The following is a 25,511-nucleotide window of genomic DNA, read 5'->3' on the forward strand; positions in this document are numbered from 1 at the left end:
TCGTCGAGCCAATCCTTCGAAACGTCGACACCGATGAAATCCTGTGGCAAAGTCATGGAGGCCTGTCCTTGATCTGCGGGGTCGTCTGTTGGCGCAGCGCCCCAGGCAACTGTTCAGGTTTGAACGCGTAAAAGCAGACGAGCCCCAAGCTACCGAACGGGCTCACGCACCCAAGGATGGAACGGGGTCTCGTCTGCAACCTCCATTATCGCAGATCGCGAAGAGACAAGGATGGGCAATCTGCCCATCTTCTGGACTTACGGCGGGCATACTACTGGCCCTAAGACCTCTGCCCCCCTGCGGCTACAACCACGCCAAAGCCTTGAAGGAGCACCGCCATGCGCATGACCACCGAAGAAGCCTTCGTCAAAACCCTGCAAATCCACGGCATCGAACATGTCTTCGGCATCATCGGCTCTGCCTTCATGCCGATCTCGGATATCTTCCCGAAAGCCGGCATCACCTTCTGGGACTGCGCCCATGAAGGCTCGGGCGGGATGATGGCCGATGGCTTCACCCGCGCCTCCGGCAAGATGTGCATGATGATCGCGCAGAACGGCCCGGGCATCACCAATTTCGTCACCGCCGTCAAAACCGCCTACTGGAACCACACGCCGCTTCTGCTCGTCACGCCGCAGGCCGCCAACAAGACCATCGGTCAGGGCGGCTTCCAGGAGGTCGAGCAGATGGCCCTCTTCAAGGACATGGTCTGCTATCAGGAAGAGGTCCGCGACCCCTCCCGCATGGCCGAGGTCCTCTCGCGCGTGATCCAGAACGCCAAGCGGATGTCGGCCCCGGCCCAGATCAACGTGCCGCGCGACTATTTCACCCAAGTCATCGACATCGAGCTGCCCCGCGTCGTCGAATTCGAACGCCCGACCGGCGGCGATCATGCCCTGGCCGAGGCGGCGGCACTGCTCTCTTCTGCCCGATTCCCGGTCATCCTGAACGGCGCGGGCGTGGTTCTGGGCGGGGCGATCCCGGCCTCGATGGCCTTGGCGGAACGGCTCGATGCCCCGGTCTGCGTCGGCTACCAGCACAACGACGCCTTCCCCGGCAGCCATCCGCTGTTTGCCGGTCCGCTGGGCTATAACGGCAACAAGGCGGGGATGGAGCTGATCTCGAAGGCCGATGTCGTGCTGGCCTTGGGCACAAGGCTCAACCCCTTCTCGACCCTGCCGGGCTATGGTCTGGATTACTGGCCGAAAGAGGCCAAGATCATCCAGGTCGACATCAATCCCGCCCGGATCGGCCTGACCAAGAAGGTCACGGTCGGCATCGTGGGCGATGCCAAGGCGGTGGCCGAGGGGATCCTGGCGCGCCTTTCGGGCACGGCGGGGGACGAGGGCCGCACGGCGCGGCGCGATCTGATTGCCACAACGAAAAGCCGCTGGGCGCAGGAACTGGCCTCGATGGACCACGAACAGGACGACGTGGGCACCACCTGGAACCAGCGCGCCCGCTCGGCCAAGCCGGACTGGATGAGCCCGCGCATGGCCTGGCGCGCCGTTCAAAGCGCCTTGCCGAAAGAGGCGATCATCTCTTCGGACATCGGCAACAACTGCGCCATCGGCAATGCCTATCCGACCTTTGAAGCGGGGCGCAAATATCTGGCGCCGGGTCTCTTCGGCCCCTGCGGCTATGGCCTGCCCTCTGTCGTCGGCGCCAAGATCGCCTGCCCGGAGACCCCGGTCGTCGGCTTCTCCGGCGACGGCGCCTTTGGCATCGCGGTCACCGAACTGACCGCCATCGGCCGCGGCGAATGGCCGGCCATCACGCAAGTCGTGTTCCGCAACTACCAATGGGGCGCGGAAAAGCGCAATTCGACCCTGTGGTATGACGACAACTTCGTCGGAACCGAGCTGAACGAGGGCGTCTCTTACGCCGGCATCGCCCAGGCCTGTGGTCTGCAAGGCGTGGTGGCCCGCACGATGGAGGAACTGACCGAGGCCCTGCGCCGCGCCATCGACGATCAGATGAACCACGGCAAGACCACGCTGATCGAGGCGATGATCAACCAGGAACTGGGCGAGCCCTTCCGCCGCGATGCGATGAAAAAGCCGGTGGAGGTTGCCGGGATCTCCAAGGCGGACATGCGGCCGCAACAGGTGTAAGATGGGTTACGATCTGGCGATTGTCGGGGCGGGCATCCTGGGGCTGGCGCATGCGCTGGCCGCCTCCCGCCGGGGGCTGAAGGTGATCGTCATCGACCGGGAAGAGCAGGCCATCGGCGCCTCGGTCCGCAACTTCGGCTTTGTCACGGTGACCGGCCAGCAGGCGGGCGATTGCTACCGCCGCGCCCTGCGATCGCGCGATGTCTGGGCCGAGGTGGCCCCCAAGGCCGGCATCCCGATCGAACATCAGGGCCTGCTGGTCGTGGCGCAACGCCCCGAGGCGATGGCCTGTCTGGAAGCCTTCATGGGCACCGAGATGGGGCAGGGCTGTCACCTGCTGAGCGCGGCCGAAACCATGGCCCAGCATGGCGCCGTCCTGTCGGGCAACCCGATCCAGGGCGCGCTCTGGTCCAGCCATGACCGCCGGGTCGAAAGCCGCTTTGCGATTGCCAAGCTGGCCGCCTGGATCGAAGGCCTGGGCGTGACCTTCCTGCGCAAGACCCTGGTGAAAGAGGTGCAGGCCGGGCGGCTTCTGACCACCTCGGGCGTGGTCGAGGCCACTCAGGTCGTGGTCTGCCCCGGCGACGACATGCTGACGCTTTACCCCGAGGTCATCGCCCGCCACCAGATCACCCGCTGCCGCCTGCACATGATGAAGGTGATGCCCGCGAGCCCGATCAAACTCCCCGGCTCGATCATGTCGGACCAAAGCCTTGTCCGCTATCTGGGCTATTCCGAGCTGCCCGAAGCCGAACCGATCAAGGCCCGCCTGCGCGCCGAACAGCCGCGGACGCTGGCCGAGGGCATCCATCTGATCGTGGTGCAAGGTTCGGACGGTGGGCTGATCGTCGGCGACAGCCACCATTACGACTGGTCGCCCTCGCCCTTCCAGCGGGCCGAGGTCGATGACCTGATCCTGGAGGAACTCCATGCCGTCCTGAACGTCCCCGGCGCCCGGATCACCGAGCGCTGGAATGGCACCTATGCCTCCGGGCCCCAGACCATGATGCGCGAGACGATCGACGATCAGACACGTCTGGTCATCGTCACCTCGGGCACAGGGGCCTCCACCTCTTTCGCCATCGGCGAAGAAACCATCGACGAGATTTACGGGAGAGCATGATGCTGAAAGCGGCGGTATTCGATTGGGCAGGCACGGTGATCGACCATGGCAGCCAGGCGCCGATGGGGGTTTTCGTCAAGGCGTTCAAGACCTTCGGCGTCGACATTACCATCGCCGAGGCCCGTGGCCCGATGGGCATGGCCAAGCGCGACCACATCAAGACCCTTATGAGCGCCCCCCGCATCGCCGAGGCCTGGAAGGCCGCGCAAGGCTCGGCCCCGGACGAGGCCGCGATCGACCGGGTCTACGAGGTTTTCGTGCCGATGAACGTCGAGGCGGTGACCGATTACTGCACGATGATCGAGGGCGCCGTGCCCGCGATCAACCGGATGCGGGCGCGGGGGCTGAAGATCGGCTCGACCACCGGCTACACGCGGTCCATCATGGCGAAAGTCCTGCCCCTGGCCGCCGCACAAGGCTATGCGCCCGACAACCTGGTCTGCGCCGGCGATCTGTCCGAGGCGCGGCCCTCGGCCATGATGATGTACCGCACCTTCCTCGATCTGGGCGTCTGGCCGGCCTGGAGCGTGGTCAAGGTCGATGACACCGGCGTCGGCATCGGCGAGGGGCTGAATGCCGGCTGCTGGACGGTGGGGGTGGCGCTTTCGGGCAATGCCTTTGGCCTGAACCCGGCCGAGACGGCGGCGCTGTCGCCGGCCGAGTTTGCCACGATGAAGGCCGCGGCCTATGCCGACCTGCGCCGCACCGGGGCGCATTATGTGATTGATTCGGTGGCCGATATCGACTGGGTTCTGGACGAGATCGAAGGACGTCTCGCGCGCGGCGAGCGGCCGTGACGTTGCCCTTTGATCTGGGGCTGGGGGCGGCGGTCTGGATGGGCTTTGCCATCCTGATCTCGGCCTTCGTGCGGGGCTATTCGGGTTTCGGCTTTTCGGCGCTGGTCATCGCCTCTTCCGGCTTGGTCACCAATCCCTTGCATTTCGTGGCGGTGGTCATGCTCTGCGAGGTCGTCATGTCGGTGCAGGCCTGGAAACATGTCGGCCCCGATGTCGATTGGCGGCGGGTGATCCTTCTGTCGCTGGGGGCGGCCATAGGCCTGCCGCTCGGGCTTTGGGCGCTGACCTCGATCTCGGCCGATGCGGCGCGGGCGGTGATTTCGGGCTATGTGCTTTTGATGTGCGTGGTCCTGCTGATCGGCTGGAAGCTGAAGCATGAGGTGGGCACGGCGGGGAATTTCGCCGCTGGCATCGTTTCGGGCCTCGCCAATGCGCCGGGGATGGGGGGCTTGCCGGTGGCGGCCTTCTTTGCGGCGCAAAGCATCAATGCCTCGGTCTTTCGGGCGACGCTGGTGGCCTATTTCCCGATCCTCGATGTCTTTTCGGCACCGCTTTACTGGCTGAACGGGATGGTGACCTGGGATACGCTCTGGGCCTCGCTGATCACGCTGCCCTTGGTCTTCCTTGGCAACTGGCTGGGGTCACGGCATTTCCTCAACACAGACCCGCAGGATTTTCGCAAGTTTGCCATAGGCTTGCTGGCCTTTCTTGCCACGCTTGGCCTGTTGAAATCGGTGCTTTAGATGCTGCTCGTGGTCAATGCCGGCTCCTCCTCGGTCAAGCTTGCCGTCTATGACGCGGGCCTGACCCAGGTCGCGCAGGCCCGGCTGGAGGAGATCGGCTCCACCGGTCCGGCCACGCACCTTGCGGCGCTGGAGCAGGGGCTGGCCGCGATGGATGTGCCCTTCGCCAGCCTCAAGGCCGCCGCCCACCGCGTGGTGCATGGCGGCGCCGGGCTGACCCAGCCGACCCGCCTGACGCCAGAGATCGTGGCCGCGATCGAGGCTTGCGTGCCGCTCGCCCCGCTGCACAACCCCGCCAACTTGACCGGCATCCGCGCGCTCGAAAGGCTCGCCCCCGACCTGCCGCAATATGCGAGCTTCGACACCGCCTTTCACGCCACCAACCCCGAGGTCGCCACCCGCTACGCCCTGCCGCCCGAGGCCGAGGCCCTGGGCCTGCGCCGCTACGGCTTTCACGGGCTGAGCTATGCGAGCCTGGTGCGCAAGTTGCGCGCGGATGGCCCCTTGCCGCGCCGTCTGCTGGCCTTGCATCTGGGCAACGGCGCCTCGCTTTGCGCGATCCTGGAGGGGCGGTCCATTGCCACGACGATGGGCTATTCGCCCCTCTCCGGCATCACGATGGGCACCCGCACCGGCGATATCGACGGCAATGCCGTGCTGCGCCTGGCCGAGGTCAAGGGGCTGGCAGAGGCGGGGCGCCTCCTCAACCGCGGCTCGGGGCTGCTGGGGCTGGGCGGGATGAGCGACATGCGCGCGCTCCACGCCGCGGGGACGGCGGAGGCGCGCTTTGCGCTCGACCATTTCGTCTACTGGGCGATCCGCCATGCCGGCAGCATGATCGCGGCGCTGGGGGGCCTCGATGCCGTGGCCTTCACCGGCGGGATTGGCGAGAATGACGCCAGGGTGCGCGATGCCATCATGGAAGGGCTGGCCTGGGCGGGAGAGAATCCGATGCTGATCGTGCCCGCCGAGGAAGAACGCCAGATCGCGGTGGAGGCGGCAGGCCTGCTGGCCGGATAGAAAGTTCCGCATGATTGCCGGTTTTCGGGAAATTCATCTGGTAAAGCCCGGGAATCTCAAGATATCGTCCTGAAAGAAGAGTGCAGAGGACCGTCATGAACGCGCCCATCGTCAACACCTCGCCGCCCGTATCTGACGAGATCCGCAAGACCACCTGCTACATGTGCGCCTGCCGCTGCGGCATCAATGTGCATCTGCGGTCGGGCAAGGTTTCCTATATCGAGGGCAACCGCGACCATCCGGTCAACAAGGGCGTGCTTTGCGCCAAGGGCGCCTCGGGCATCATGCAGGTCACGGCGCCAAGCCGCCTGCAACAGCCGTTGAAACGGGTGGGTCCGCGCGGTTCGGGCGCGTTCGAGCCGATCTCCTGGGACGAGGCGCTGGATCTGGCGGTGTCCTGGATGAAACCCCTGCGCGAAACCGCGCCGGAGAAGCTCGCCTTCTTCACCGGCCGCGACCAGAGCCAAAGCTTCACCGGCTGGTGGGCCCAGGCCTTCGGCACGCCGAATTATGCCGCGCATGGCGGGTTCTGTTCGGTCAACATGGCGGCGGGCGGCATCTACACCATCGGCGGCGCCTTCTGGGAATTCGGCCAGCCCGATTGGGAACGCACCAAGCTGTTCGTCATGTTCGGCGTGGCCGAGGACCATGACAGCAATCCCATCAAGATCGGTCTCGGCAAACTGAAGGGCCGGGGGGCCCGGGTGATCGGCATCAACCCGATCCGCACCGGCTATAACGCCATTGCAGATGACTGGTACGGCATCACGCCGGGCACCGACGGCTTGCTGATCCTCAGCCTCATCCATTGCCTGCTGGAGGCGGGGAAGGTGGATCTGGAGTATCTCGCCCGCTGGACCAACGCGCCCCTCTTGGTGAACGAGACCGAGGGGCCGGAGAAGGGGCTTTTCGTCAAGAACGCCGAAAGCCAGCCCTTCGTGATCGACAAGCGGACCGGGCAGCCGGCGCCCTGGGACGGCAAGGGCGTGCAGCCCGATCTGGGGGCGGTCTGGCAGGGCCATCGGACGGTGTTTCAGCATCTGGCCGAACGCTATCTTGCGCCCGAATACGCGCCGGAAGCCGTGGCCGCACGTTGCGGCATCCCCGCCGCCCGCATCCGCGGCCTTGCGGCCGAACTGGCCGATGTCGCCTTCAACCAGGCGATCGAGATTGCCCAGCCCTGGACCGATTTCCGCGGCGATGCGCATGAGACGATGCCGGGCCGCCCGGTCTCCTTCCACGCGATGCGCGGCATCTCTGCCCATTCCAACGGTTTCCAGACCGCCCGGGCGCTGCATTTGTTGCAGATCGTCCTCGGCACGGTGGAAACTCCCGGCGGCTACCGGCTGAAACCGCCCTATCCCAAACCGGTCGAGGCGCATCCGACGCCGCATTTCGTGACCGCACCTGGCAAGCCGCTGTCGGGCCCTCACCTCGGCTATGTGCGCGGGCCGGAACAGCTGGCGCTGAAGGAAGACGGCTCTCCCGCCCGGATCGACAAGGCCTTCACCTGGGAGAACCCTTTCTCGGCCCATGGCATGATGCACATGCTGATCCCCAATGCCCATGCCGGTGATCCCTACCGGATCGACACGCTGTTCCTTTATATGGCGAACATGGCGTGGAACTCGTCGATGAACACCGCCAAAGTGCTGGAGATGCTGACCGACAAGGGCGAGGACGGGGAATATATCATCCCGCGCATCATCTATTCCGACGCCTATGCCTCGGAGATGGTGGCCTATGCCGACCTGATCCTGCCCGACACGACCTATCTGGAACGCCACGACTGTATCAGCCTGCTGGACCGCCCGATCTCGGAACCCGATGCGGCGGGCGACAGCATCCGCTGGCCGGTGCAGGAACCGGACCGCGATGTGCGCGGCTTCCAGTCGGTGCTGCTGGATCTGGGCGCGAGGCTCGGCCTGCCGCCGATGGTCAAGGAGGACGGCAGCCCGAAGTACAAGGATTACGCCGATTACATCCAGACCCATATCCGCCGCCCCGGTGTCGGCCCGCTGATCGGCTATCGCGGGGCCGAGGGCGACAAGGAGGGGCGGGGCGAGGCCAATCCGAACCAGATCGCCGCCTATATCGCCAACGGCGGCTTCTATCAGGCCCATGTGCCCGAGGCGGGGCTGTTCTACAAACCCTGGAACATGGAGTATCAGACTTGGGCGGTGGAGACCTCGTTCTACGAGTCCCCGCAGCCCTATCTCTTCGCGATCTGGTCCGAGCCGCTGCGCAAGTTCCAGCTGGCGGCCGAGGGTCATGGCCCGATCCAGCCGCCCGACCACCTCCGCGCCCGGTTGAAACAGGCGATGGACCCGCTGCCGCTCTGGTATCCGGCCTTTGGCGATCTGGAGGCTGCGGGCTGGGGCTATCCGATCCATGCCCTGACCCAGCGTCCGATGGACATGTACCATTCCTGGGGCAGTCAGAACGCCTGGCTGCGGCAGATCCGGGGCAAGAACTTCCTCTATCTTCCGACCCGGCTCTGGGAGGCGCATGGTTTCGCGGCTGGCGATTATGCCCGCGTGACCTCGCCCAGCGGGGCGATCACCGCGCCGGTCGCCCATATGGCGGCGCTGAACGAGAACACGATCTGGACCTGGAATGCGATCGGCAAGCGCAAGGCGGCCTGGGCTTTGGATGAGGGCGCGCCGGAAGCCAACGAGGGTTTCCTGCTCAACCATCTGATTTCGGAGCTTCTGCCGGAAAAGAGCGATGGATTGCGCTATTCCAATTCGGACCCTGTGACCGGGCAGGCGGCCTGGTTCGACCTGCGGGTGCGGATCGAGAATGTCGGGCCAAAGCCGCATGCCGCGCCCGATTTGCCGCCGATCCCGCGTGTCGTCCCGCAAGGGAGGGACCGGGCATGAGGCGCAAGGTTCCGCCGTCCCGAACCCGATTTTTCGGCGAAAAATCGATCTCCGATCTTTCTGCGAAAGATCACGAATTTTCGCAGAAAATTCGAGACCGCCGGAATTTTCGCAGAAAATTCGCGGGCGCAAGATCCAGATTCAAGGAGGTCGCATGACCCAGCTTCCCGCCACGACCGCGAAAAAACTGGGCCTCGCCATCGACCTCGACACCTGCGTCGGGTGCCAGGCCTGCGTGACCGCCTGCAAGGGCTGGAACGATCAAAGCAAGGGCGCCAGCGGCAACCTTTCCGATCAGAACCCTTACGGATCAGACCCTTCCGGCGTCTTCCTCAACCGGGTTCACAGCTATCAGGTCCAGCCTGACGACGGCGCTGCGCAGATCATCACCTTCCCGCGCTCCTGCCTGCATTGCGAGGATGCGCCCTGCGTGCCGGTCTGCCCGACCGGGGCCAGCTACAAGCGGGTCGAGGATGGCATCGTTCTGGTCAACGAGGATGCCTGCATCGGCTGTGGCCTCTGCGCCTGGGCCTGCCCCTACGGCGCGCGCGAACTGGATCAGGCGGCGGGGGTGATGAAGAAATGCACCCTCTGCGTCGACCGCATCTACAACGAGAACCTGCCCGAGGAAGACCGCGAACCGGCCTGCGTGCGGACCTGTCCCACCGGCGCTCGGCACTTCGGTGATTTCGCCGATCCCGACAGCAAGGTCTCCAAACTGGTGGCCGAACGCGGCGGATATGATCTGATGCCCGACCTCAAGACAAGGCCCACCAACAAATACCTGCCGCCGCGGAAGAAGGACCGCCCGCAGGAGGCTTCGGTGCTGGCGCCGCTTCTCGACATCAGGGCTTCGGGCCTTGCCGGCTGGCTCGACAAAGTCCTGGGGAAGATCTGATGCATCCGGCGCCTTCCGTCATCGCCTTTACCGTGCTCTCCGGCATGGGCTTTGGTCTTCTGGCCTTTCTCGGCCTCGGCTGGCCCGCGCCTTCGGGCTGGCTTGCCTTCTTCCACTGGGGCCTCGGTTACGGGCTTGCCGTGGGAGGCCTGCTCGCCTCGACCTTCCACCTCGGCAACCGCAAGAACGCGCTCAAGGCCTTCAGCCAATGGCAAAGCTCCTGGCTCAGCCGCGAGGCCTGGGCCTCGGTCGCCTGCCTCATCGTGCTGGCGCCGATGGCGCTGTCGGATATCTTCGGGCTTGGCCTCTGGCGCGGGATTGGCCAACTCGGTGCCCTGCTGGCGCTGGCCACGGTCCTGACCACCTCGATGATCTATGGCCAGCTCAGGACCGTGCCGCGCTGGCACAGCCCGACGACCCAGGGCCTGTTCTTCAGCTTCATGTTCTGCGGCGGGGCGATCCTGTCGGGCAATCGCGGGCTGGCCCTGATCGGCTGTGTTCTGGTGGCGCTGGCGCTGCTCGCTGCCTTCCGCTGGGGCGATACGGCCTTTGCCCGGGCGGCGCAGAGCCTCGGCACCGCGACCGGGCTTGACCGGATTGGCACGGTCACGGTCTTTGAACAGCCCCATACCTCGCCCAATTACCTGATGCGCGAGATGATCCATGTGGTCGGCCGCAAGCATGTCGAAAAGCTGCGCCTGATCGCACTGGGCGCCGGGGCGGGTCTGCCCTTCCTTCTGCTGCTTCTGCCGCCAAGCCCGCCGCTCTTCGCGGCAATAGCCCTGATCCATCTCGGCGGGGCGCTGGCGGCCCGCTGGCTGTTCTTTGCCCAAGCCGAGCATGTCGTGGGCCTTTACTACGGCCAGCGCTGAGGCGTCAGTCGGCGGCGGATGGCTCGGCCAGGCTGTCGGTCTCTGCCGGGTCCGCGTCATATTGGCGGGGCGGGGCCTTGGTGAAGGCCTCGAGCAGGGTTTCGAGGTTGGATTGCAGATCCGGCGGCACCTTGGCACGGGCGAGGTCGAGGAAGTCGCCCGCATGGGGCAGGGTGTTGAAATAGGCCGGCCGGTGGTAATGCACCATCTTGGCGGTGGCGACCTCGCTCAGATCCTCGCGTTCGGAGATCGAGTAATTGAAGATCTCCGGCAGCACGAGGCAGTTCAACCCATAGCGCGCCATGACGAGGGGCAGGGTGATCTGATCAAGCCAGGGCCGCTTGTTGGCGACAGCGCAGCCAAAGTCGAAGCGGCTTGCATGGTCGAGCCAGAGCGCGCCGAAATTGCTTCCGTCCTCGTCCAGCGGCAGGTCGCTGAACGAGACGAAGCCCGCGTTGAAATAGGGCAGGAACTCCAGAAACCGGCCGCGGGTCAGGCGGACGCGCGCTTCCGGCATCGGCAGGTCGAAGAAACGGTAGGCGCGCTCCCAGGCGTCGCCATCCTTGCCCCAGGTCGGCTTGCCCTCGGGCACGGCATAGACCTCATGCGGGTCGGCGCCGGGGATGCCGGTGATCGGCGCCTGGCAGACCATGTCGGTGTCCAGAAAGGTGGTGCGGCGGCTGGACCGCGGGCTGGCGCAGGCCAGAAGCTTGTTGCCATGCGGGTAGGGTTTCTTCCACATCCCCTCGCCCGAGGGCAGAGGGTCGATCCGGACCCGGCAGGCGGCAAAGAGGGCGCGGGTCGCGGGCTCCAGCAGCGGGGCATAGGCCGCCGAGACATAGGCGATCAGCTGCACCGCTGCCGGGTCATGCTGGCGCGCCAGCGAGGCCGCGAGGACCACCGACATCGCCTCCAGCTTCTTGCCGTCGACCACGAAGATGATGGATTCGGCCGGCTCGGTCATTGCAATCCCCTTGCAGAATCAGCCTTCGCACCTTGCGGCACCGGGGCAGTCTCCTCAAAGCTTTCATCATCGAATTTCAGCAAAACCGCGCCCGGATTGTGACTTTGCTGCGCGCGCAGCCCTTCCTGCCGCAAGCAAAGGCAAACGGGCCGGAGATCGCTCTCCGGCCCGTCCAGGTCATGTTGCAGGTCTCACTCCGAGAAGATCGACTTCTTGTGCGTGCCGTTCGGCACCAGAAGCGCGCCGATCACGACGGTGATGCCCGCGATGATGATCGGATACCACAGGCCCGAGTAGATGTTGCCGGTCTGGGCCGAGATGGCCAGGACGAGCGCGGGCAGCAGGCCGCCGAACCAGCCGTTGCCGATGTGGTAGGGCAGGGACAGGCCGGAGTAGCGGATCCGGGTCGGGTAAAGCTCGACCAGCTGGGCGGCGATCGGGCCGTAGACCATCGTCACCAGAAGGATCAGATAGGTCAGGGTGATGATCACCGTCAGGTTCTGGGCGCTGAAGATGTCGCCGAAGGTGTTCACCTTGGCCACGGTGGTGTTGTCCTTGGCCACCAGCGGATAGCCCGCGGCCAGAAGCGCGTCGTTCACGGCCTTCTCGAAGGCGGCTTTCACGCCGCCGGCCTTGGCTGCATCCGCCGCTGCCGCATCAAGAGCGGCCAGCTTGTCGGCGGGCACCGCCGCACGGGCGGTGTCGAGCGCGGTCTGCGCGGCGGTCACCCCGGCATTGGCCGCATCCAGCGCGGTCTGCGCCGTGGCCTTGGCCGCATCATCCGCCGCAGCCTTCAGCGCCTTGTCGGCATCGGCGGCAGCGGTCTTGGCCTTCTCCAGCGCCTTCTGGGCGTCGGTCAGGGGCGTCATCATGCCCGGGTCGATGGCGGCCTTGGCGGCATCCATCGCGGTCTTGGCGGTGGCGATCTCGGCGGCGTTCTTGGACCCGTCATAGGCCGGGATCTCGGTGTCGCCGATCTTCACGCTGGCAACCGTGCCGGCGGGGGCGTCGACGGTGACCGAATTGGCCGAGTTCTTCAAAAGCAGCGCCTTCACGTTGTCGCAGCTGTGGGTGAACTTGGCGGTGCCGACCGGGTTGAACTGGAACGAGCAGTCGGCGGGGTCGGCCGTCACGGTGATGACGGTCTGCTGGGCCGCGTAAAGCGCGGGGTTCGCGGTCTTGGTGATGAACTGGAAGACCGGGAAGTAGGTCAGCGCGGCCAGAAGGCAGCCGAGCAGGATCACCGGCTTGCGGCCGATCTTGTCCGACAGGCTGCCGAAGAAGATGAAGCCCCAGGTGCCGAGGATCAGCGAGGCCGCCACGAAGACGTTGGCGGTGAAGCTGTCCACCTTCACGACCGATTGCAGGAAGGTCAGGGCGTAGAACTGGCCCGAATACCAGACGACCGCCTGGCCCATGGTCAGACCGAAGAGCGCGATCAGGGCGATCTTAGCGTTCTTCCACTGGCCGAAGGCCTCACGCAGCGGCGCCTTGGAGGCCGCGCCCTCGGCTTTCATCTTCTGGAAGACCGGGCTTTCCGACATGGTCATGCGGATATAAAGCGAGATCAGCAGAAGGAAGGCCGACAGCAGGAACGGCACGCGCCAGCCCCAGGCTTTCCAGGCGTCCAGCACGACCGGATTGCCCTTGGCGTCCAGCGCCGGCAGCCCGTCGAGGCCCATCTGCGCCACCGAGGGGAAGTTGTTGGTGATGATCGGCGTGACCACCAGGATGACGACGAGCGACAGAAGCAGGCCGCCGGTGGCCGTGGTCTGGATGAAGGAGGTGTAATAGCCGCGCCGGTTCTGCGGCGCATGTTCGGCCACATAGACCGCCGCCCCGCCATATTCACCGCCAAGCGCCAGGCCCTGCAGCATCCGAAGACCGATCAGGATGATCGGCGCCGCGATGCCCCAGCTTTGATAGCCCGGCAGAAGACCGACGAGGAAGGTCGAGCCGCCCATGATCAGGATGGTGACGAGGAAGGTGTACTTCCGCCCGATCAGGTCGCCCAGCGAGCCGAAGACAAGGGCGCCGAAGGGACGCACCAGAAAGCCCGCTGCGAAGGCCAGAAGCGCGAAGATGTTCCGCGCCGCTTCCGGGAAGGGCGTGAAGAACTGCGCGCCGATATAGGCCGACAGCGAGCCGTAGAGGTAGAAGTCGTACCATTCGAAAATCGTCCCCATCGAGGAGGCCAGGATGACCTTCCTCTCTGCGGCTGACATCGGACGCGAGCGGGCGCTCACATCTGCCGTTCCTATTGCCATTGTCTCTCTCCCTAAGTGCAAGTCTTTATTAACGCTTGGTTTTGCAAGCCTGTCTCGCCGGCAGACCCCGCTGCCGGTTCGCCCGTCTGCCCGCCCTTGCGGGCGGGCTCTCCTCCCCTTGCCAGAAGTGGCGCGGGTTTTCGGGACCGGGTGCCGACCCCGGAAAGGGTCAGCCCCGGTTCATGCGGTTTTCGATCAGGTCGTCGACGACCGTCGGATCGGCCAGGGTCGAGGTGTCGCCCAGGGCCGCAAAGTCGTTCTCGGCGATCTTGCGCAGGATGCGGCGCATGATCTTGCCCGAGCGGGTTTTCGGTAGGCCCGGCGCCCATTGGATCAGGTCCGGCGTGGCGATCGGCCCGATCTCGGTGCGGACCCATTTCACCAGGTCCTTGCGCAGCTCCTCGGAGGGTTCGATCCCCTGCATCAGGGTGACATAGGCATAGATGCCCTGGCCCTTGATGTCATGCGGGTAGCCCACGACGGCGCTTTCGGCGACTTTCGGATGGGCGACCAGCGCACTTTCGACCTCGGCGGTGCCCAGACGGTGGCCCGAGACGTTGAGCACGTCATCCACCCGCCCGGTGATCCAGTAATAGCCATCCGCGTCGCGGCGGCAGCCGTCGCCGGTGAAGTAATAGCCCGGGTATTGCGCGAAATAGGCCTCTTCGAAGCGCTTGTGATCACCCCAGAGCGTGCGCATCTGGCCCGGCCAGCTGTCGGCGATGCAGAGAACGCCCTCGGTCGCGGTTTCCGGCAGGACATGGCCATTGGCCGGGTCCAGTACCTCGGGGCGCACGCCGAAGAAGGGCAGGGTGGCCGAGCCGGGCTTTTGCGGTATGGCGCCGGGCAGCGGCGTGATCAGGTGGCCGCCGGTCTCGGTCTGCCAGAAGGTGTCGACGATCGGGCAGTTGCCCTTGCCGATGTTGTGGAAATACCAGTTCCAGGCCTCGGGGTTGATCGGCTCGCCGACCGAACCCAGGAGGCGCAGCGACGACAGGTCGTGCTTTTCGACCAGATCCAGCCCCATGCCCATCAGGCTGCGGATCGCGGTGGGGGCGGTGTAGAACTGGGTGACCTTGTGCTTGGCGATCACCTCCCAGAAGCGGCCGGCATCGGGGAAGGTCGGCACGCCTTCGAACATCAGGGTGGTGGCGCCATTGGCCAGCGGGCCATAGACGATATAGCTGTGCCCGGTGACCCAGCCCACATCGGCGGTGCACCAGAAGATGTCGCCGTCGCGGTAGTCGAAGGTCATCTCATGCGTCATCGCCGCATAGACGAGGTAGCCGCCGGTGGTATGGACCACGCCCTTGGGCTTGCCGGTCGACCCGGAGGTGTAGAGGATGAACAGCGGATCTTCCGCCCCCATCTCGGTATAGGGGCAATAGGGCGAGGCCTCGGCCATCTCGGCCTTGAGGTCGAAATCGCGGCCCTGGGTCCAGCCGGTCTCGTCGCCGGTGTGCTTGACCACCAGGCATTGCACATTGTCCTTGCAGTGCAACAGCGCCTGGTCGGCATTGGCCTTGAGCGAGGTGCGCTTGCCGGCGCGCGGGCCGAAATCGGCGGTGATCACGACGCGGGCTTCGGAATCGTTGATCCGGTTGGCCAGCGCATCGGGGGAGAAGCCGCCGAAGACGATCGAATGGATCGCGCCGATCCTTGTGCAGGCCAGCATCGCAAAGGCCGCCTCGGGGATCATCGGCATGTAAAGCACGACCCGGTCGCCCTTCTGCACGCCATGGGCTTTGAGCACATTGGCCAGACGGCAGGTCTGCTCCAGCAGTTCGGCATAGGTGATGTGGCGCGACGGCGTCTTGGGGTCATCGGGCTCCCAGATGATCGCGGTCTGGTTGGCGCGCTTGAGCATGTGGCGGTCGATGCAATTGGCCGAGACGTTGGTGGTGCCGTCCTCGTACCACTTGATCGAAACCTCCCCCAGTTTGAAGGATGTGTGCTTGACCCGCGTGTAGGGCTTGATCCAGTCGATCCGGCGGCCTTCGACACCCCAGAAGGTTTCGGGGTCGGTCATCGAGGCCTCGTAGCGGGCTTTGTAGCCGGCCGGGGTCACATGGGCCTTGGAAGTAAACTCTGGGGTGGCGGTGTAAACCGCCGGCGCACGATCCGTCATTCAGTCCTCCCTGGACCGCAGACGCCACCCCGTTTTCCCCGGCGGCGCTGCGTGTCATCTCTTCGCTGGTTCAACTCTATCGCAACTTTGTGATTACGAAAGCTACAATTTCTTTCTGGGTATACCAAGGCATACAGTCTGGCAATTTCCAGAATGCCGCAGGGGGGCGCGCAGGGTAAGCTATTTTGGAAAAAGGGGAATTTCGCCGTTTTGCGCGCAAGGCGTTTTGAGGTTGCGCTAACATGGGCAGGCTGCGGCGCGGGCCGCGACACTTTGCCCCACGGGCTGCGCGCGGCCAGCGGGCCGCAGGGGCGGCACAACCTTCAGGCGAACGGATCGACCGGGTAGCGCACCTCGGTCAGGCACAGGCCCTGCGGCGGCGCCACGGTGCCGCAGGCGGCGCGGTCGCGGGCCGCCAGAGCCTCGGCGATCCGCATCGGGGCCCAGGCGCCGCTGCCGACGCGGACCAGCGAGCCGACCAGCGAGCGGACCTGGTTGTGCAGGAAACTGCGGGCGCGCAGCTGGAAGCGGTACTCGGTGCCCTGCGGCTGGGGCAGGGCGGTGATGGTGATCTCGTCCAGCGTCTTCTCGGGGCTCTTGGCCTGGCAGAGGGTCGAGCGGAAGGTGGTGAAATCGTGAAAGCCGATCAGATGTGCCGCACCCTCCTGCATGGCGGCGAGGTCGAGCGGGTTCAGCACATGCCAGACATGGCCGCGGTCCAGCACCGGCGGCGCGCGGCGGGCGAGGATGCGGTAAAGATAGCGCCGCTCGATGGCGGAGAAGCGGGCGTGGAAATCCTCGGTGACTTTGGCGCAGGCGGTCACGGCCACCGGCTGCGGGCGCAGATGGTGGTTCAGCGCCTCGGACAGGCGGAACGGGTCCCAGTCGCGCGCAAGGTCGACATGGGCGACCTGGCCGATCCCATGCACCCCGGTATCGGTGCGGCCTGCGGCGGCGATGGTATGGGGGCCGGGCTCCAGCCGGGCCAGGGCCTCTTCCACCGCGGCCTGGACCGAGGGCTGGCCCTGCGCCTGGCGCTGCCAGCCGTTGAACGGGCTGCCGTCGTATTCGATGCGGAGGGCATAGCGGGGCATGGGGCGGCCGGGGTTGGAGGGGCTGCCTGCGTCTATCGGCTTGGAACGGCTTCTGCAACGGGGGCCTAGATCGGGGCGGGGCCTGCGCCTATGTAAAGGGAAAGGGAAAAGGGGCAGTCATTGGGCGTTTCGGATTGGGTGGAGGATGTCTGGCGCGGGGTCGAGGCCCTGGCGCTGCCGGCGCCGGTTCTGCGCCTGGGGGTGACGGGCCTCAGCCGGGCGGGCAAGACCGTCTTCATCACCAACCTCGTGGCCAACCTGCTGGAGCGGGGAAGGATGCCGCAGCTGACCGCAAGGGGGCGGATCGAGGCGGTCTATCTGCAGCCGCAGCCCGACATGACCCTGCCGCGCTTTGCCTATGAGGATCACCTCGCCGCCATGACCGGCGACAACCCGCGCTGGCCGCAGTCGACGCGGGCGGTGTCCGAACTGCGCCTGTCGTTCCGCACAAGGGGGCGCGGCTTCATCGGCGGGATGACTGGGCCGCGCGTGCTGCATGTCGATATCGTCGATTACCCGGGCGAGTGGCTGCTGGACCTGTCGCTCCTCGACAAAAGCTATGAGGATTGGTCGGACGGCGTCCTCTCGCGCCTGTCGAAACGGGCCGAGGCGCGGGATTTCATGGCGCTGGCCCGGGCCGAGGATGGCGCCCTGCCGCTGGAGGAGCCCAAGGCCGCGGAACTCGCCGCCAGCTTCACCGCCTATCTGACCGCCGCCCGCGCCGCCGGCTGGGCCGATTGCACGCCGGGGCGCTTCCTTTTGCCCGGCGATCTGGCCGGCAGCCCGGTTCTGACCTTTGCCCCCCTGCCCAAACCGGCGCAGCGCCCGCGCGGCTGTCTCTGGACCGAGATGGAGCGCCGCTTCACCGCCTACAAGGCCAAGGTCGTCCGCCCCTTCTTCCGCGACCATTTCGCAAGGATCGACCGGCAGATCGTGCTGGTCGATGTCCTGTCGGCGCTGCATCAGGGCCCCGCCGCGGTCGAGGATCTGCGCCGCACCATGGCCGAGGTGCTGACCGCCTTCCGCCCCGGCCGCAACGGCTGGCTTGACCGCATCCTCGGCGGGCGGCGGGTGGAAAAGCTGCTTTTCGCCGCGACCAAGGCCGATCATCTGCACCACCGCCAGCATCCCGCCCTGACCGCCATCACCGAAGCCATGCTGGCCGAGGCCAAAACCCGCGCCGATTTCGCCGGGGCCGAGACCGCCGCCCTGTCGCTGGCCAGCCTGCGCACCACGGTGGAGGAAGAAATCTCGCGCGGGGGCGAGGTGCTGGATGCGGTGCGGGGCCGGCTCGCCGATGGCCGGGTGGTGGCGATGTATCCCGGCGAATTGCCCAAGGACCCGGCGCGCATCCTCGCCCCGGCGCGGGAGGGGGCGGAAAAATGGCTCGACGCCGATTTCGCCCTGATGGGCTTTGCCCCGGCCCGTTTTGCCCGCAAGCCCGGCGAGGGCCCGCCGCATATAAGGCTCGACCGCGCGGCGGAGTTTCTGATCGGGGACAAGTTGTGACGTCAAAGGAGAACCGGCATGGCGCAAGGTGACGAGCGGCTGAAACGCCCGGCGCTGATCGAGCGGCAGGGCGATATCGACCCCGGTCTGGCCGAGATGCCCGAGGATCTGCCGCTGGGTCAGGCGATGGAGGGGGTGCGCCGTCTGGCCGCAAGGCGCAGTTCGGCCTTCACGCGCTTTGCCTCCTGGGTTTTTGGCAGCCTCTTCTCGTTGGTGATCACGGTTTCGGCGTGGAATTTCGTGGCCGGGCTGATTGCGACCAACATCTGGCTGGGCTGGCTGGCGCTGTTGCTGTCGTTGCTGGCGGCGGGGATCGTGCTGGTGCTGGTGGTGGGCGAATTGCGCGCCTTCTCGCGCCTCGCCCGGCTGGACAGCATCCGGCTGCAGGCGCTGAAGGCGGTGGAAAGTGGCGAGTTGGCGCAGGCGCGGGCGGTTCTGGCCCGGCTGGAGGCGCTTTACGCCGGGCGGCCGCAGATGGCATGGGCGCGGGCAAGGCTGGCCGAACGGCAGGACGAGGTGCTGGACGCCGACGCCTTGCTGCGGCTGGCCGAGGTGGAGCTGATCCTGCCGCTCGACGACCTCGCCCGCGCCGAGGTGGAGGCCGCGGCCCGGCAGGTGGCGACGGTGACGGCGCTGATCCCGCTGGCGCTGGCCGATGTGGCGACGGCGCTGGTCTCGAACCTGCGGATGATCCGCCGGGTGGCCGAGATCTACGGCGGGCGGGCGGGGTCGCTCGGCTCGTGGCGGCTCTTGCGCCGGGTGTTCCTGTCGCTGGTGGCGACCGGGGCGGTGGCGCTGACCGACGACCTCATTGGCTCCTTCGCCGGAGGCGGCATCCTGTCGAAACTGTCGCGGCGCTTTGGCGAGGGCGTGGTGAACGGCGCGCTGACTGCCAGGGTCGGCCTCGCCGCGATGGAGATCTGCCGCCCGATGCCCTATGTCGCGGGCGAGCGCCCAGGGGTCTCGGCCACGATCAGCCGGGCTCTGGCGGGGTTGTTCGGAGCAAAAGAGGCCGGTTGAATTCCGAAGATGGGCAGATTGCCCATCCTACCGGCCAAGGTCAGGAGCGGAACTTCTGCGCCAGTTTCTGCAAGGCCGTCAAAGGGCTTGCGGCGGGTTCTTCGGGTAAGCTCTCAACGGTTTTGGGTTCGACCGCTTTCGCCTCGGGCGCATCGCGCGGCGTCTTGCGTGGCGGGGCAACGCGCAGCGCCACGGTGGTCATGAAGCGCGAGTCCTCGCCCTGGACCAGCGCCTCCGCCCCTTCCGAGACACCTTTCAGGACCGGCTCCAGCCAGTCGCGGTCGGCCTTGGAGAAGTCGTGCAGCACATAGGAGGCCACGGCATCCTTGTGGCCGGGATGGCCGATGCCCATGCGGACGCGGCCATAAGCCTCGCCCAGATGGGCATGGATCGAGCGCAGGCCGTTGTGGCCGGCATGGCCGCCCGCCATCTTTACGCGCAGCTTGCCGGGGGCGAGGTCCAACTCGTCATGGAAGACCACGACATCGGCGAGGGGCAGCTTGTGGAAGGTCACCGCGGCCTGCACGGCCTGGCCGGATTTGTTCATGAAGGTCTCGGGTTTGAGGAGCACGACCTTCTCGCCCGCCAGCCGGCCTTCGGAGACGAGGCCATGGAAGGCCTTCTTCCAGGGGCCGAAGCCGTGGTCGGCGGCGATCCGGTCCAGCGCCATGAAGCCGATGTTGTGGCGGTTGCCGGCATATTCGGCCCCCGGATTGCCCAGACCTACGAAGAGTTTCATGCCTCACCTCTGCCCCAGCATGTGACCTGCCCCCGTGTGGTGCAAGCCCTGCAAAAGAAAACGGGCGGCATGGGGATGCCGCCCGTTCGAAACTCGCGCCTGCGAAGGCTCAGGCCTCGGCTTCGGCCTCAGCCGCCACCAGACCGGCCGGAGCCGCGATGTTGGCGATGACGAAGTTGCGCGCAATGGTCGGCTTGACGCCTTCCGGCAGGATCGCATCGTTGATGTGGATCACGTCGCCGATGGTCTTGCCGGTCAGGTCGACGGTGATGTGATCGGGGATATCGCCCGCGAGCACTTCCAGTTCGACTTCCGGACGCACGACGGTCAGCGTGCCGCCCTTTTTCAGGCCGGGGGCCGCGTCATGGTTTTCGAAGGTGACGTGGATGTGCAGGACGATGCGCGATTCGTCGTGCAGACGCATGAAGTCCACATGGGTCGGCAGGTCGCGGACCACGTCGCGCTGAACGCCGCGGCAGATGACATGAGTGTCAGCCTGGCCCGGAACTTTCAGGTTGAAGAGGGTCTGCAGGAAGCGGCCGGCCTTCAGGTGCTTCAAGAGGTAGTTGTACGGAACCTTGATGGCGATCGGCTCCTGGCCGTCCCCATAAACGATTCCCGGTACGAATCCTTCACGACGAGTTTGACGAGCGGCCCCCTTGCCTGTCCCCGTACGAACCTCGACGTTCAGATCATTGATCTGGCGTGCCATAGGTATTCTCCTGTTAAAGTCCGCCATCCTCCAAGGGTGCATGGCGCGACCTGCGGGGCTATAGAGCGGAATGCGGCGGAGGGAAAGCGCAAAATCCCTGCGAAACGGCGGTTTTTACGGGGAATCGGGATGGAAAGCGACGAGGAATTGCTGGCGGCGGCGCGCCGGGTGGTCAGGCCAAGGCGCCTGTCGCCGACGGTCGAGGTGGCCAGCGTCGGCGCGGCCCTGCGCGCGGGCTCGGGTCGGATCTTCACCGGCGTCTGCATCGATGCCGCCTGCAGCATCGGCTTTTGCGCCGAACATGCCGCCGTGGCTGCGATGATCACCGAGGGCGAAAGCCGGATCACCGCCGTCGTCGCCGTCGATGCCGAGGGTCGCATCCTGCCGCCCTGCGGGCGCTGCCGCGAGCTTCTGGTGCAGATCGACCCGGCCAATGGCGAGACGCGGGTGCTCCTGCCCACCGGCGCCCGCCCGCTGCACGCGCTTTTGCCCGATCACTGGCTGCTCGCGGCGCCTCCCGAAGATTAGGCCCCGCCGAATCGCCTCGACCCGGCGGGGAAGGGGGCTTGCCGCCCCCTCGCCTTCGGCTTCACCCCCGCGGATATTTGTCTCTGGATGAAGGCGAAAGGGGCGCCCCCAACCCTCTTGCTCTTTGCCCAAATACTCCCGCCGGAGGCATAGGCCCGAGCCGGTTGGCCGCAGGCCAGAGGCGAGACAAGGCAATGCGCCGCAGGCGCGCCTCTGGATCACGCTTTGCGCCGGCGCCGCCTCGGCAAGATTTGCCCGGCCTTGCTTGAGTTTCGCCGAAGGCTTCCTTACACAGGGCCCAGAGGATTGAGGGGACCCCCATGCGCATCCATAGCGATCTGGCAGATACCATTGGCAACACGCCGCTTCTGAAGCTCAAGCGCGCTTCCGAGATGACCGGTTGCACCATCCTCGGCAAATGCGAATTCCTGAACCCCGGCCAGTCGGTCAAGGACCGCGCAGCACTCTTCATCATCAAGGATGCCGTCGCGCGCGGGCTTCTGAAACCCGGCGGCACCATCGTCGAGGGGACGGCGGGCAATACCGGGATCGGTCTGGCGCTGGTCGGCGCCTCGATGGGCTTTCGCACCGTCATCGTGATTCCCGAGACGCAGAGCCAGGAAAAGAAGGACATGATCCGCCTGGCGGGTGCCGAGCTCGTCCAGGTTCCGGCCGTGCCCTACAAGAACCCCAACAACTACATCCGCTATTCCGGCCGCCTCGCCGAGGCGCTGGCGCGGACCGAGCCGAACGGGGCCATCTGGGCCAACCAGTTCGACAATGTGGCCAACCGTCAGGCCCATATCGAAACCACCGGCCCCGAGATCTGGGAACAGACTGGCGGCAAGGTCGACGGCTTCATCTGCGCCGTGGGTTCGGGCGGCACGCTGGCCGGCACCGCGATGGCCCTGCAGCCCAAGGGCGTCAAGATCGGTCTGGCCGATCCGGAAGGGGCGGCGCTCTATGCCTATTACACCACCGGCAAGTTCGAGAGCTCCGGCAACTCGATCACCGAGGGCATCGGCCAGGGCCGCATCACCGCCAACCTCGAGGGTTTCACCCCCGACATGAGCTACCGCATCCCCGATGCCGAGGCGCTGCCCCTGGTCTTCGAGATGCTGGAGGATGAGGGGATCTGCCTTGGCGGCTCCAGCGGCATCAACATCGCCGGGGCGATCCGGATGGCGCGCGACCTCGGGCCGGGCAAGACCATCGTCACCATCCTTTGCGACTATGGCAACCGCTACCAGTCCAAGCTGTTCAACCCGACCTTCTTGAAGGAAAAGGGCCTGCCGGTGCCGGAATGGCTGGACCGGGCGCCGTCGAATATCCCGACGGTCTTCGAGGACGCATGACAGGGCCGGGCCGGATGAAGCGCCGCCTGGGGCGCGCTTTTCTGGCCGGCGGACTGGCTTTGCTCGCCGCTCTGGCGCCGGGGCTTTCGGCCCTTGCCGAGGACAAGGCGGCGCCGGTCACCGTCATTCCGGCCGCCCCCGCGCCCGCAACCTCTGCCGATGACAATGCGGTCATCTCGGGCGGGGCCGCCCCCGGCCAGCCGACGGTCAAGGTCCATGCCGATGGTTCGGGCGCGCTGATCCCGGAAAAGCCGCGCACCGCGCAGGACAGCACGGCTTCCGCAGGCTCCACCCCGGATACCGCCGCCGATGACGCCCCCGTCTCGGGCGGCTTTGCCCCGCAGGGCGGCGTGGCGGGCGGCGCGGCCCCCAAACCCGTCGCCAGCGGCGGCGCCAGCAGTGGCGCGCTCGACTATCAGGGCTGGGAGCGGATGGCGACGCGGGCCGAATCCGCCATCTCCAACCCCAACCTGTCCGATGTCTCGCTGGAGAACCTGCGGCTCGAGCTGACCCGCTGGCGCGAGCAGCTGCAGGGCGCGCAAAGCGCCAATTCCACCCGGATCGCCACGCTGAAGGACCAGATCTCGGCCCTCGGCCCCGCCCCGGCGGAAGGCGCCACCGAAGCGCCGGAGATCGCCACCCGCCGGGCCGAGCTTGGCGCCCAGATGGGCCGCCTCCAGGCCCCCGGCATCGCCGCCGACGAGGCCTACCAGCGCGCCGACGGCCTGATCCGCGAGATCGACCGCGTGCTGCGCGAAAGGCAGGCCAACGAGCTGCTGAAGCTCTGGCCCAATCCGCTTTATCCCGGCAACTGGACCGATGCGGTCAGCGGCCTGACCAAGACGGTCAAGACCATCGTCGGCGAGACGGTGACACGCGTCGCCGATGCCAGCGTGCGCAAGCGGGCGATCAACAACCTGCCGCTGATCCTGACCTTCCTGGTCTTTGCCATCGCCATGCTGTGGCGCGGAAGGCATTGGGTCGATTGGCTCGTGGCGCGCCTGCAGGGCAAGACCTCGGCCCGCGGGCGGCGGATCGGCGGGTTCCTCGCCTCGCTGGGGGTGATCGCGGTGCCGGTGCTCGGCTGCATGGCCCTGACCGAGGCGCTGCGCCTGTCCGGGGCGCTGGGCATGGTCGGGCTTCTGGTGGCGGGATCGCTGGGCCAGATGGGCTTTGCGATGTTCGCCGCGATCTGGCTGGGCACCCGCATCTTCCCGGTGGCCGAGACCGAGGGCTCTTTCCTGAACCTGCCGCCCGAGCGGCGGGCCGAGGGGCGCGTGCTGACCACCTCCTTCGGGGTCCTGCTGGCGATCGCGCTTTTGCGCCGCACCGCCATGTCCGAGATCGAGGTCAGCGATGCGGGCACCTCGGTCCTGGTCTTTCCGATCATCCTGATCGGCGCGCTGCTTCTGGTCCGGCTGGGCCATCTGCTGCGCCAGGTCAAGGCCGAGAGCGGCGACGAGGGCAGGGCCAGCTACAACGCGCGGCTGATCTCGATCCTGGCGCGGGCCACCAACCTTGTCGGCATCGTCGGGCCGATCCTGGCGGCAGTGGGCTATATCTCGGCAGCGGGCGCCCTGGTCTTCCCGACCGCGATGACGCTGGGGCTGATCGCCCTTCTGTTCCTGATGCAGCAGCTGGTCAGCGACCTTTACGCGCTGGTCACCAGGTCCGAGGCCGATCAGGACGCCCTGGCCCCGGTGCTGATCAGCTTTGGCCTGGCGCTGGCCATGCTGCCGGTGGTGGCGCTGATCTGGGGGGCGCGGACCTCGGACCTGACCGAGATCTGGACCCGGTTCCAGGAAGGCTATCAACTGGGCGAGACGCGGATATCGCCCACCGATTTCCTGTTCTTCGCCGTGGTCTTCGGCATCGGCTATTCGGCGACACGGCTGTTCCAAGGCGCGCTCAAGACCACGATCCTGCCGCGCACCGGGCTGGACCATGGCGGGCAGAATGCCATCGTCTCGGGTGTCGGCTATGTCGGCATCATGGTGGCGGCGCTGGTCGCGATCAATTCCACCGGGATCGACCTGTCCGGCCTTGCCATCGTCGCCGGTGCGCTGTCGGTCGGCATCGGTTTCGGCCTGCAGACCATCGTGTCGAACTTCGTCTCTGGCATCATCCTCTTGATCGAGCGCCCGGTCTCGGAAGGCGACTGGATCGAGGTCGGCCCGGTGCAGGGCATCGTCTCCTCCATCTCTGTCCGCTCGACCCGGATCCAGACCTTCGACCGGTCGGACGTGATCGTGCCGAACTCGGACCTCATCTCGGGCCGGGTGACCAACTGGACCCGCTTCAGCCTGACCGGCCGCCTGATCGTGCCGGTGACCGTGCCTTTGACCGAGGACAGCCGCAGGGTCGCCACCCTCCTGCGCGAGATTGCCGAGGCGCAGCCCCTCGTCCTCCTCGCGCCGCCGCCGACCATCGCCTTCATCGGCGCGGTCGGCGACGTGTTGCAATTCGAGATCCGCGTCATCCTGCGCGACGTGAATTTCCAGGTCGCCGTGAAGACCGAGATCAACCACCAGATCGCCGAGCGTTTCCGGCAAGAGGGCATTCCCTTCACCGCGAACCACCGCGACTACCTCAAGCGCCGGGCCGACGAGGCCGCCGCCGATGCCGAGGCCAAGGCCGAGGAGGCCGCCAATATCGCCGCGGTCGAGGCCATTCTCGGCGCGCCTCTGCCGCCCGCCGCGCGCCGCCTGCCGCCCCCCGTGCCCGAGGAGAACCCGCAGCCATGAGC

Annotated in this window: 19 protein-coding genes; 13 read left to right on the forward strand and 6 right to left on the reverse strand. The window is 66.3% G+C overall.

The features are described 5' to 3' along the window. The first annotated feature begins 338 nt into the window (after positions 1–338). From xsc to AC1DZT_RS23990, 8 genes are all read left to right on the forward strand, one after another. Complete coding sequence (gene xsc / locus AC1DZT_RS23955) at positions 339–2,114, forward strand: sulfoacetaldehyde acetyltransferase (RefSeq protein WP_478009169.1); 1,776 nt, start codon at positions 339–341, stop codon at positions 2,112–2,114. Position 2,115: 1 nt separating this feature from the next. Continuing rightward, the gene (locus AC1DZT_RS23960) at positions 2,116–3,237 is read left to right on the forward strand and encodes a TIGR03364 family FAD-dependent oxidoreductase (RefSeq protein WP_478009170.1); all 1,122 of its coding nucleotides are present in this window, start codon (positions 2,116–2,118) and stop codon (positions 3,235–3,237) included. Next, on the forward strand, positions 3,234–4,034 hold the full coding sequence (phnX, locus tag AC1DZT_RS23965; protein WP_478009171.1) for a phosphonoacetaldehyde hydrolase: 801 nt from the start codon (positions 3,234–3,236) through the stop codon (positions 4,032–4,034). The genes AC1DZT_RS23960 and phnX overlap by 4 nt, the downstream gene beginning before the upstream one ends. Next, entirely contained in the window at positions 4,031–4,777 is a 747-nt protein-coding gene (locus tag AC1DZT_RS23970) for a TSUP family transporter (protein ID WP_478009172.1), read from the forward strand. Before phnX ends, AC1DZT_RS23970 begins: the two co-directional genes overlap by 4 nt. After that, positions 4,778–5,797 (forward strand): acetate/propionate family kinase, encoded by a 1,020-nt coding sequence (locus AC1DZT_RS23975; protein WP_478009173.1) that lies wholly within the window; start codon positions 4,778–4,780, stop codon positions 5,795–5,797. It abuts the gene before it with no gap. A gap of 95 nt (positions 5,798–5,892) precedes the next feature. Next, on the forward strand, positions 5,893–8,679 hold the full coding sequence (locus AC1DZT_RS23980; RefSeq protein WP_478009174.1) for a molybdopterin-dependent oxidoreductase: 2,787 nt from the start codon (positions 5,893–5,895) through the stop codon (positions 8,677–8,679). Between the two features lie 154 nt (positions 8,680–8,833). After that, positions 8,834–9,577, forward strand: coding sequence for a 4Fe-4S dicluster domain-containing protein (locus AC1DZT_RS23985; RefSeq protein ID WP_478009175.1), 744 nt, complete (start codon positions 8,834–8,836; stop codon positions 9,575–9,577). Next, positions 9,577–10,449, forward strand: a complete 873-nt coding sequence (locus AC1DZT_RS23990; protein WP_478009176.1) for a dimethyl sulfoxide reductase anchor subunit family protein — start codon at positions 9,577–9,579, stop codon at positions 10,447–10,449. The genes AC1DZT_RS23985 and AC1DZT_RS23990 overlap by 1 nt, the downstream gene beginning before the upstream one ends. Before the next feature lie 4 nt (positions 10,450–10,453). On the opposite strand, the gene AC1DZT_RS23995 is transcribed toward AC1DZT_RS23990, so the two are convergent. The 4 genes from AC1DZT_RS23995 to truA form a co-directional block, all read right to left on the reverse strand. Then, complete coding sequence (locus AC1DZT_RS23995; RefSeq protein ID WP_478009177.1) at positions 10,454–11,413, reverse strand: hypothetical protein; 960 nt, start codon at positions 11,411–11,413, stop codon at positions 10,454–10,456. 191 nt (positions 11,414–11,604) lie between these two features. Further along, entirely contained in the window at positions 11,605–13,680 is a 2,076-nt protein-coding gene (locus AC1DZT_RS24000; protein WP_478009178.1) for an MFS transporter, read from the reverse strand. A gap of 169 nt (positions 13,681–13,849) precedes the next feature. Then, positions 13,850–15,808, reverse strand: a complete 1,959-nt coding sequence (gene acs, locus AC1DZT_RS24005; protein ID WP_478009179.1) for an acetate--CoA ligase — start codon at positions 15,806–15,808, stop codon at positions 13,850–13,852. 323 nt (positions 15,809–16,131) lie between these two features. Beyond that, positions 16,132–16,902, reverse strand: coding sequence for a tRNA pseudouridine(38-40) synthase TruA (gene truA, locus AC1DZT_RS24010; protein ID WP_478009180.1), 771 nt, complete (start codon positions 16,900–16,902; stop codon positions 16,132–16,134). 120 nt (positions 16,903–17,022) lie between these two features. On the opposite strand from truA, the gene AC1DZT_RS24015 reads away from it, so the two are divergent. Both AC1DZT_RS24015 and AC1DZT_RS24020 read left to right on the forward strand, forming a co-directional pair. Then, positions 17,023–18,411, forward strand: coding sequence for a YcjX family GTP-binding protein (locus AC1DZT_RS24015; protein WP_478009181.1), 1,389 nt, complete (start codon positions 17,023–17,025; stop codon positions 18,409–18,411). 18 nt (positions 18,412–18,429) lie between these two features. Continuing rightward, positions 18,430–19,431 carry a YcjF family protein gene (locus tag AC1DZT_RS24020; protein WP_478009182.1) on the forward strand — a complete coding sequence of 334 codons (1,002 nt, stop codon included), beginning with the start codon at positions 18,430–18,432 and terminating at the stop codon, positions 19,429–19,431. Positions 19,432–19,471: 40 nt separating this feature from the next. Here AC1DZT_RS24020 and pth read toward each other — a convergent pair whose 3' ends face one another. Then, positions 19,472–20,170 (reverse strand): aminoacyl-tRNA hydrolase, encoded by a 699-nt coding sequence (gene pth / locus AC1DZT_RS24025; RefSeq protein ID WP_478009183.1) that lies wholly within the window; start codon positions 20,168–20,170, stop codon positions 19,472–19,474. A 109-nt stretch (positions 20,171–20,279) separates the two neighbouring features. Continuing rightward, complete coding sequence (locus tag AC1DZT_RS24030; RefSeq protein WP_478009184.1) at positions 20,280–20,882, reverse strand: 50S ribosomal protein L25/general stress protein Ctc; 603 nt, start codon at positions 20,880–20,882, stop codon at positions 20,280–20,282. A 129-nt stretch (positions 20,883–21,011) separates the two neighbouring features. Between AC1DZT_RS24030 and AC1DZT_RS24035 the strand changes: the two genes are divergently transcribed. The 3 genes from AC1DZT_RS24035 to AC1DZT_RS24045 all read left to right on the forward strand — a co-directional run bounded on the left by AC1DZT_RS24035 (position 21,012) and on the right by AC1DZT_RS24045 (position 25,509). Beyond that, on the forward strand, positions 21,012–21,410 hold the full coding sequence (locus AC1DZT_RS24035; protein WP_478009185.1) for a cytidine deaminase family protein: 399 nt from the start codon (positions 21,012–21,014) through the stop codon (positions 21,408–21,410). A 320-nt stretch (positions 21,411–21,730) separates the two neighbouring features. Next, a complete protein-coding gene (locus tag AC1DZT_RS24040) occupies positions 21,731–22,765 on the forward strand; it encodes a cysteine synthase A (RefSeq protein WP_478009186.1) in 1,035 nt (344 codons plus the stop codon). A gap of 14 nt (positions 22,766–22,779) precedes the next feature. Beyond that, positions 22,780–25,509, forward strand: coding sequence for a DUF3772 domain-containing protein (locus AC1DZT_RS24045; protein ID WP_478009187.1), 2,730 nt, complete (start codon positions 22,780–22,782; stop codon positions 25,507–25,509). The last annotated feature ends 2 nt before the right edge of the window (positions 25,510–25,511 follow it).

Source organism: Rhodobacter sp. P1_C2, from assembly GCF_056406375.1.

Excerpts from the sequence above, each read along its gene's own strand:
- xsc (WP_478009169.1), top strand. The coding sequence starts at position 339 with ATGCGCATGACCACCGAAGAAGCCTTCGTCAAAACCCTGCAAATCCAC.
- AC1DZT_RS23960 (WP_478009170.1), top strand. The coding sequence starts at position 2,116 with ATGGGTTACGATCTGGCGATTGTCGGGGCGGGCATCCTGGGGCTGGCG.
- phnX (WP_478009171.1), top strand. The coding sequence starts at position 3,234 with ATGATGCTGAAAGCGGCGGTATTCGATTGGGCAGGCACGGTGATCGAC.
- AC1DZT_RS23975 (WP_478009173.1), top strand. The coding sequence starts at position 4,778 with ATGCTGCTCGTGGTCAATGCCGGCTCCTCCTCGGTCAAGCTTGCCGTC.
- AC1DZT_RS23980 (WP_478009174.1), top strand. The coding sequence starts at position 5,893 with ATGAACGCGCCCATCGTCAACACCTCGCCGCCCGTATCTGACGAGATC.
- AC1DZT_RS23985 (WP_478009175.1), top strand. The coding sequence starts at position 8,834 with ATGACCCAGCTTCCCGCCACGACCGCGAAAAAACTGGGCCTCGCCATC.
- AC1DZT_RS23990 (WP_478009176.1), top strand. The coding sequence starts at position 9,577 with ATGCATCCGGCGCCTTCCGTCATCGCCTTTACCGTGCTCTCCGGCATG.
- AC1DZT_RS23995 (WP_478009177.1), bottom strand. The coding sequence starts at position 11,413 with ATGACCGAGCCGGCCGAATCCATCATCTTCGTGGTCGACGGCAAGAAG.
- AC1DZT_RS24000 (WP_478009178.1), bottom strand. The coding sequence starts at position 13,680 with ATGGCAATAGGAACGGCAGATGTGAGCGCCCGCTCGCGTCCGATGTCA.
- acs (WP_478009179.1), bottom strand. The coding sequence starts at position 15,808 with ATGACGGATCGTGCGCCGGCGGTTTACACCGCCACCCCAGAGTTTACT.
- truA (WP_478009180.1), bottom strand. The coding sequence starts at position 16,902 with ATGCCCCGCTATGCCCTCCGCATCGAATACGACGGCAGCCCGTTCAAC.
- AC1DZT_RS24020 (WP_478009182.1), top strand. The coding sequence starts at position 18,430 with ATGGCGCAAGGTGACGAGCGGCTGAAACGCCCGGCGCTGATCGAGCGG.
- pth (WP_478009183.1), bottom strand. The coding sequence starts at position 20,170 with ATGAAACTCTTCGTAGGTCTGGGCAATCCGGGGGCCGAATATGCCGGC.
- AC1DZT_RS24030 (WP_478009184.1), bottom strand. The coding sequence starts at position 20,882 with ATGGCACGCCAGATCAATGATCTGAACGTCGAGGTTCGTACGGGGACA.
- AC1DZT_RS24035 (WP_478009185.1), top strand. The coding sequence starts at position 21,012 with ATGGAAAGCGACGAGGAATTGCTGGCGGCGGCGCGCCGGGTGGTCAGG.
- AC1DZT_RS24040 (WP_478009186.1), top strand. The coding sequence starts at position 21,731 with ATGCGCATCCATAGCGATCTGGCAGATACCATTGGCAACACGCCGCTT.
- AC1DZT_RS24045 (WP_478009187.1), top strand. The coding sequence starts at position 22,780 with ATGAAGCGCCGCCTGGGGCGCGCTTTTCTGGCCGGCGGACTGGCTTTG.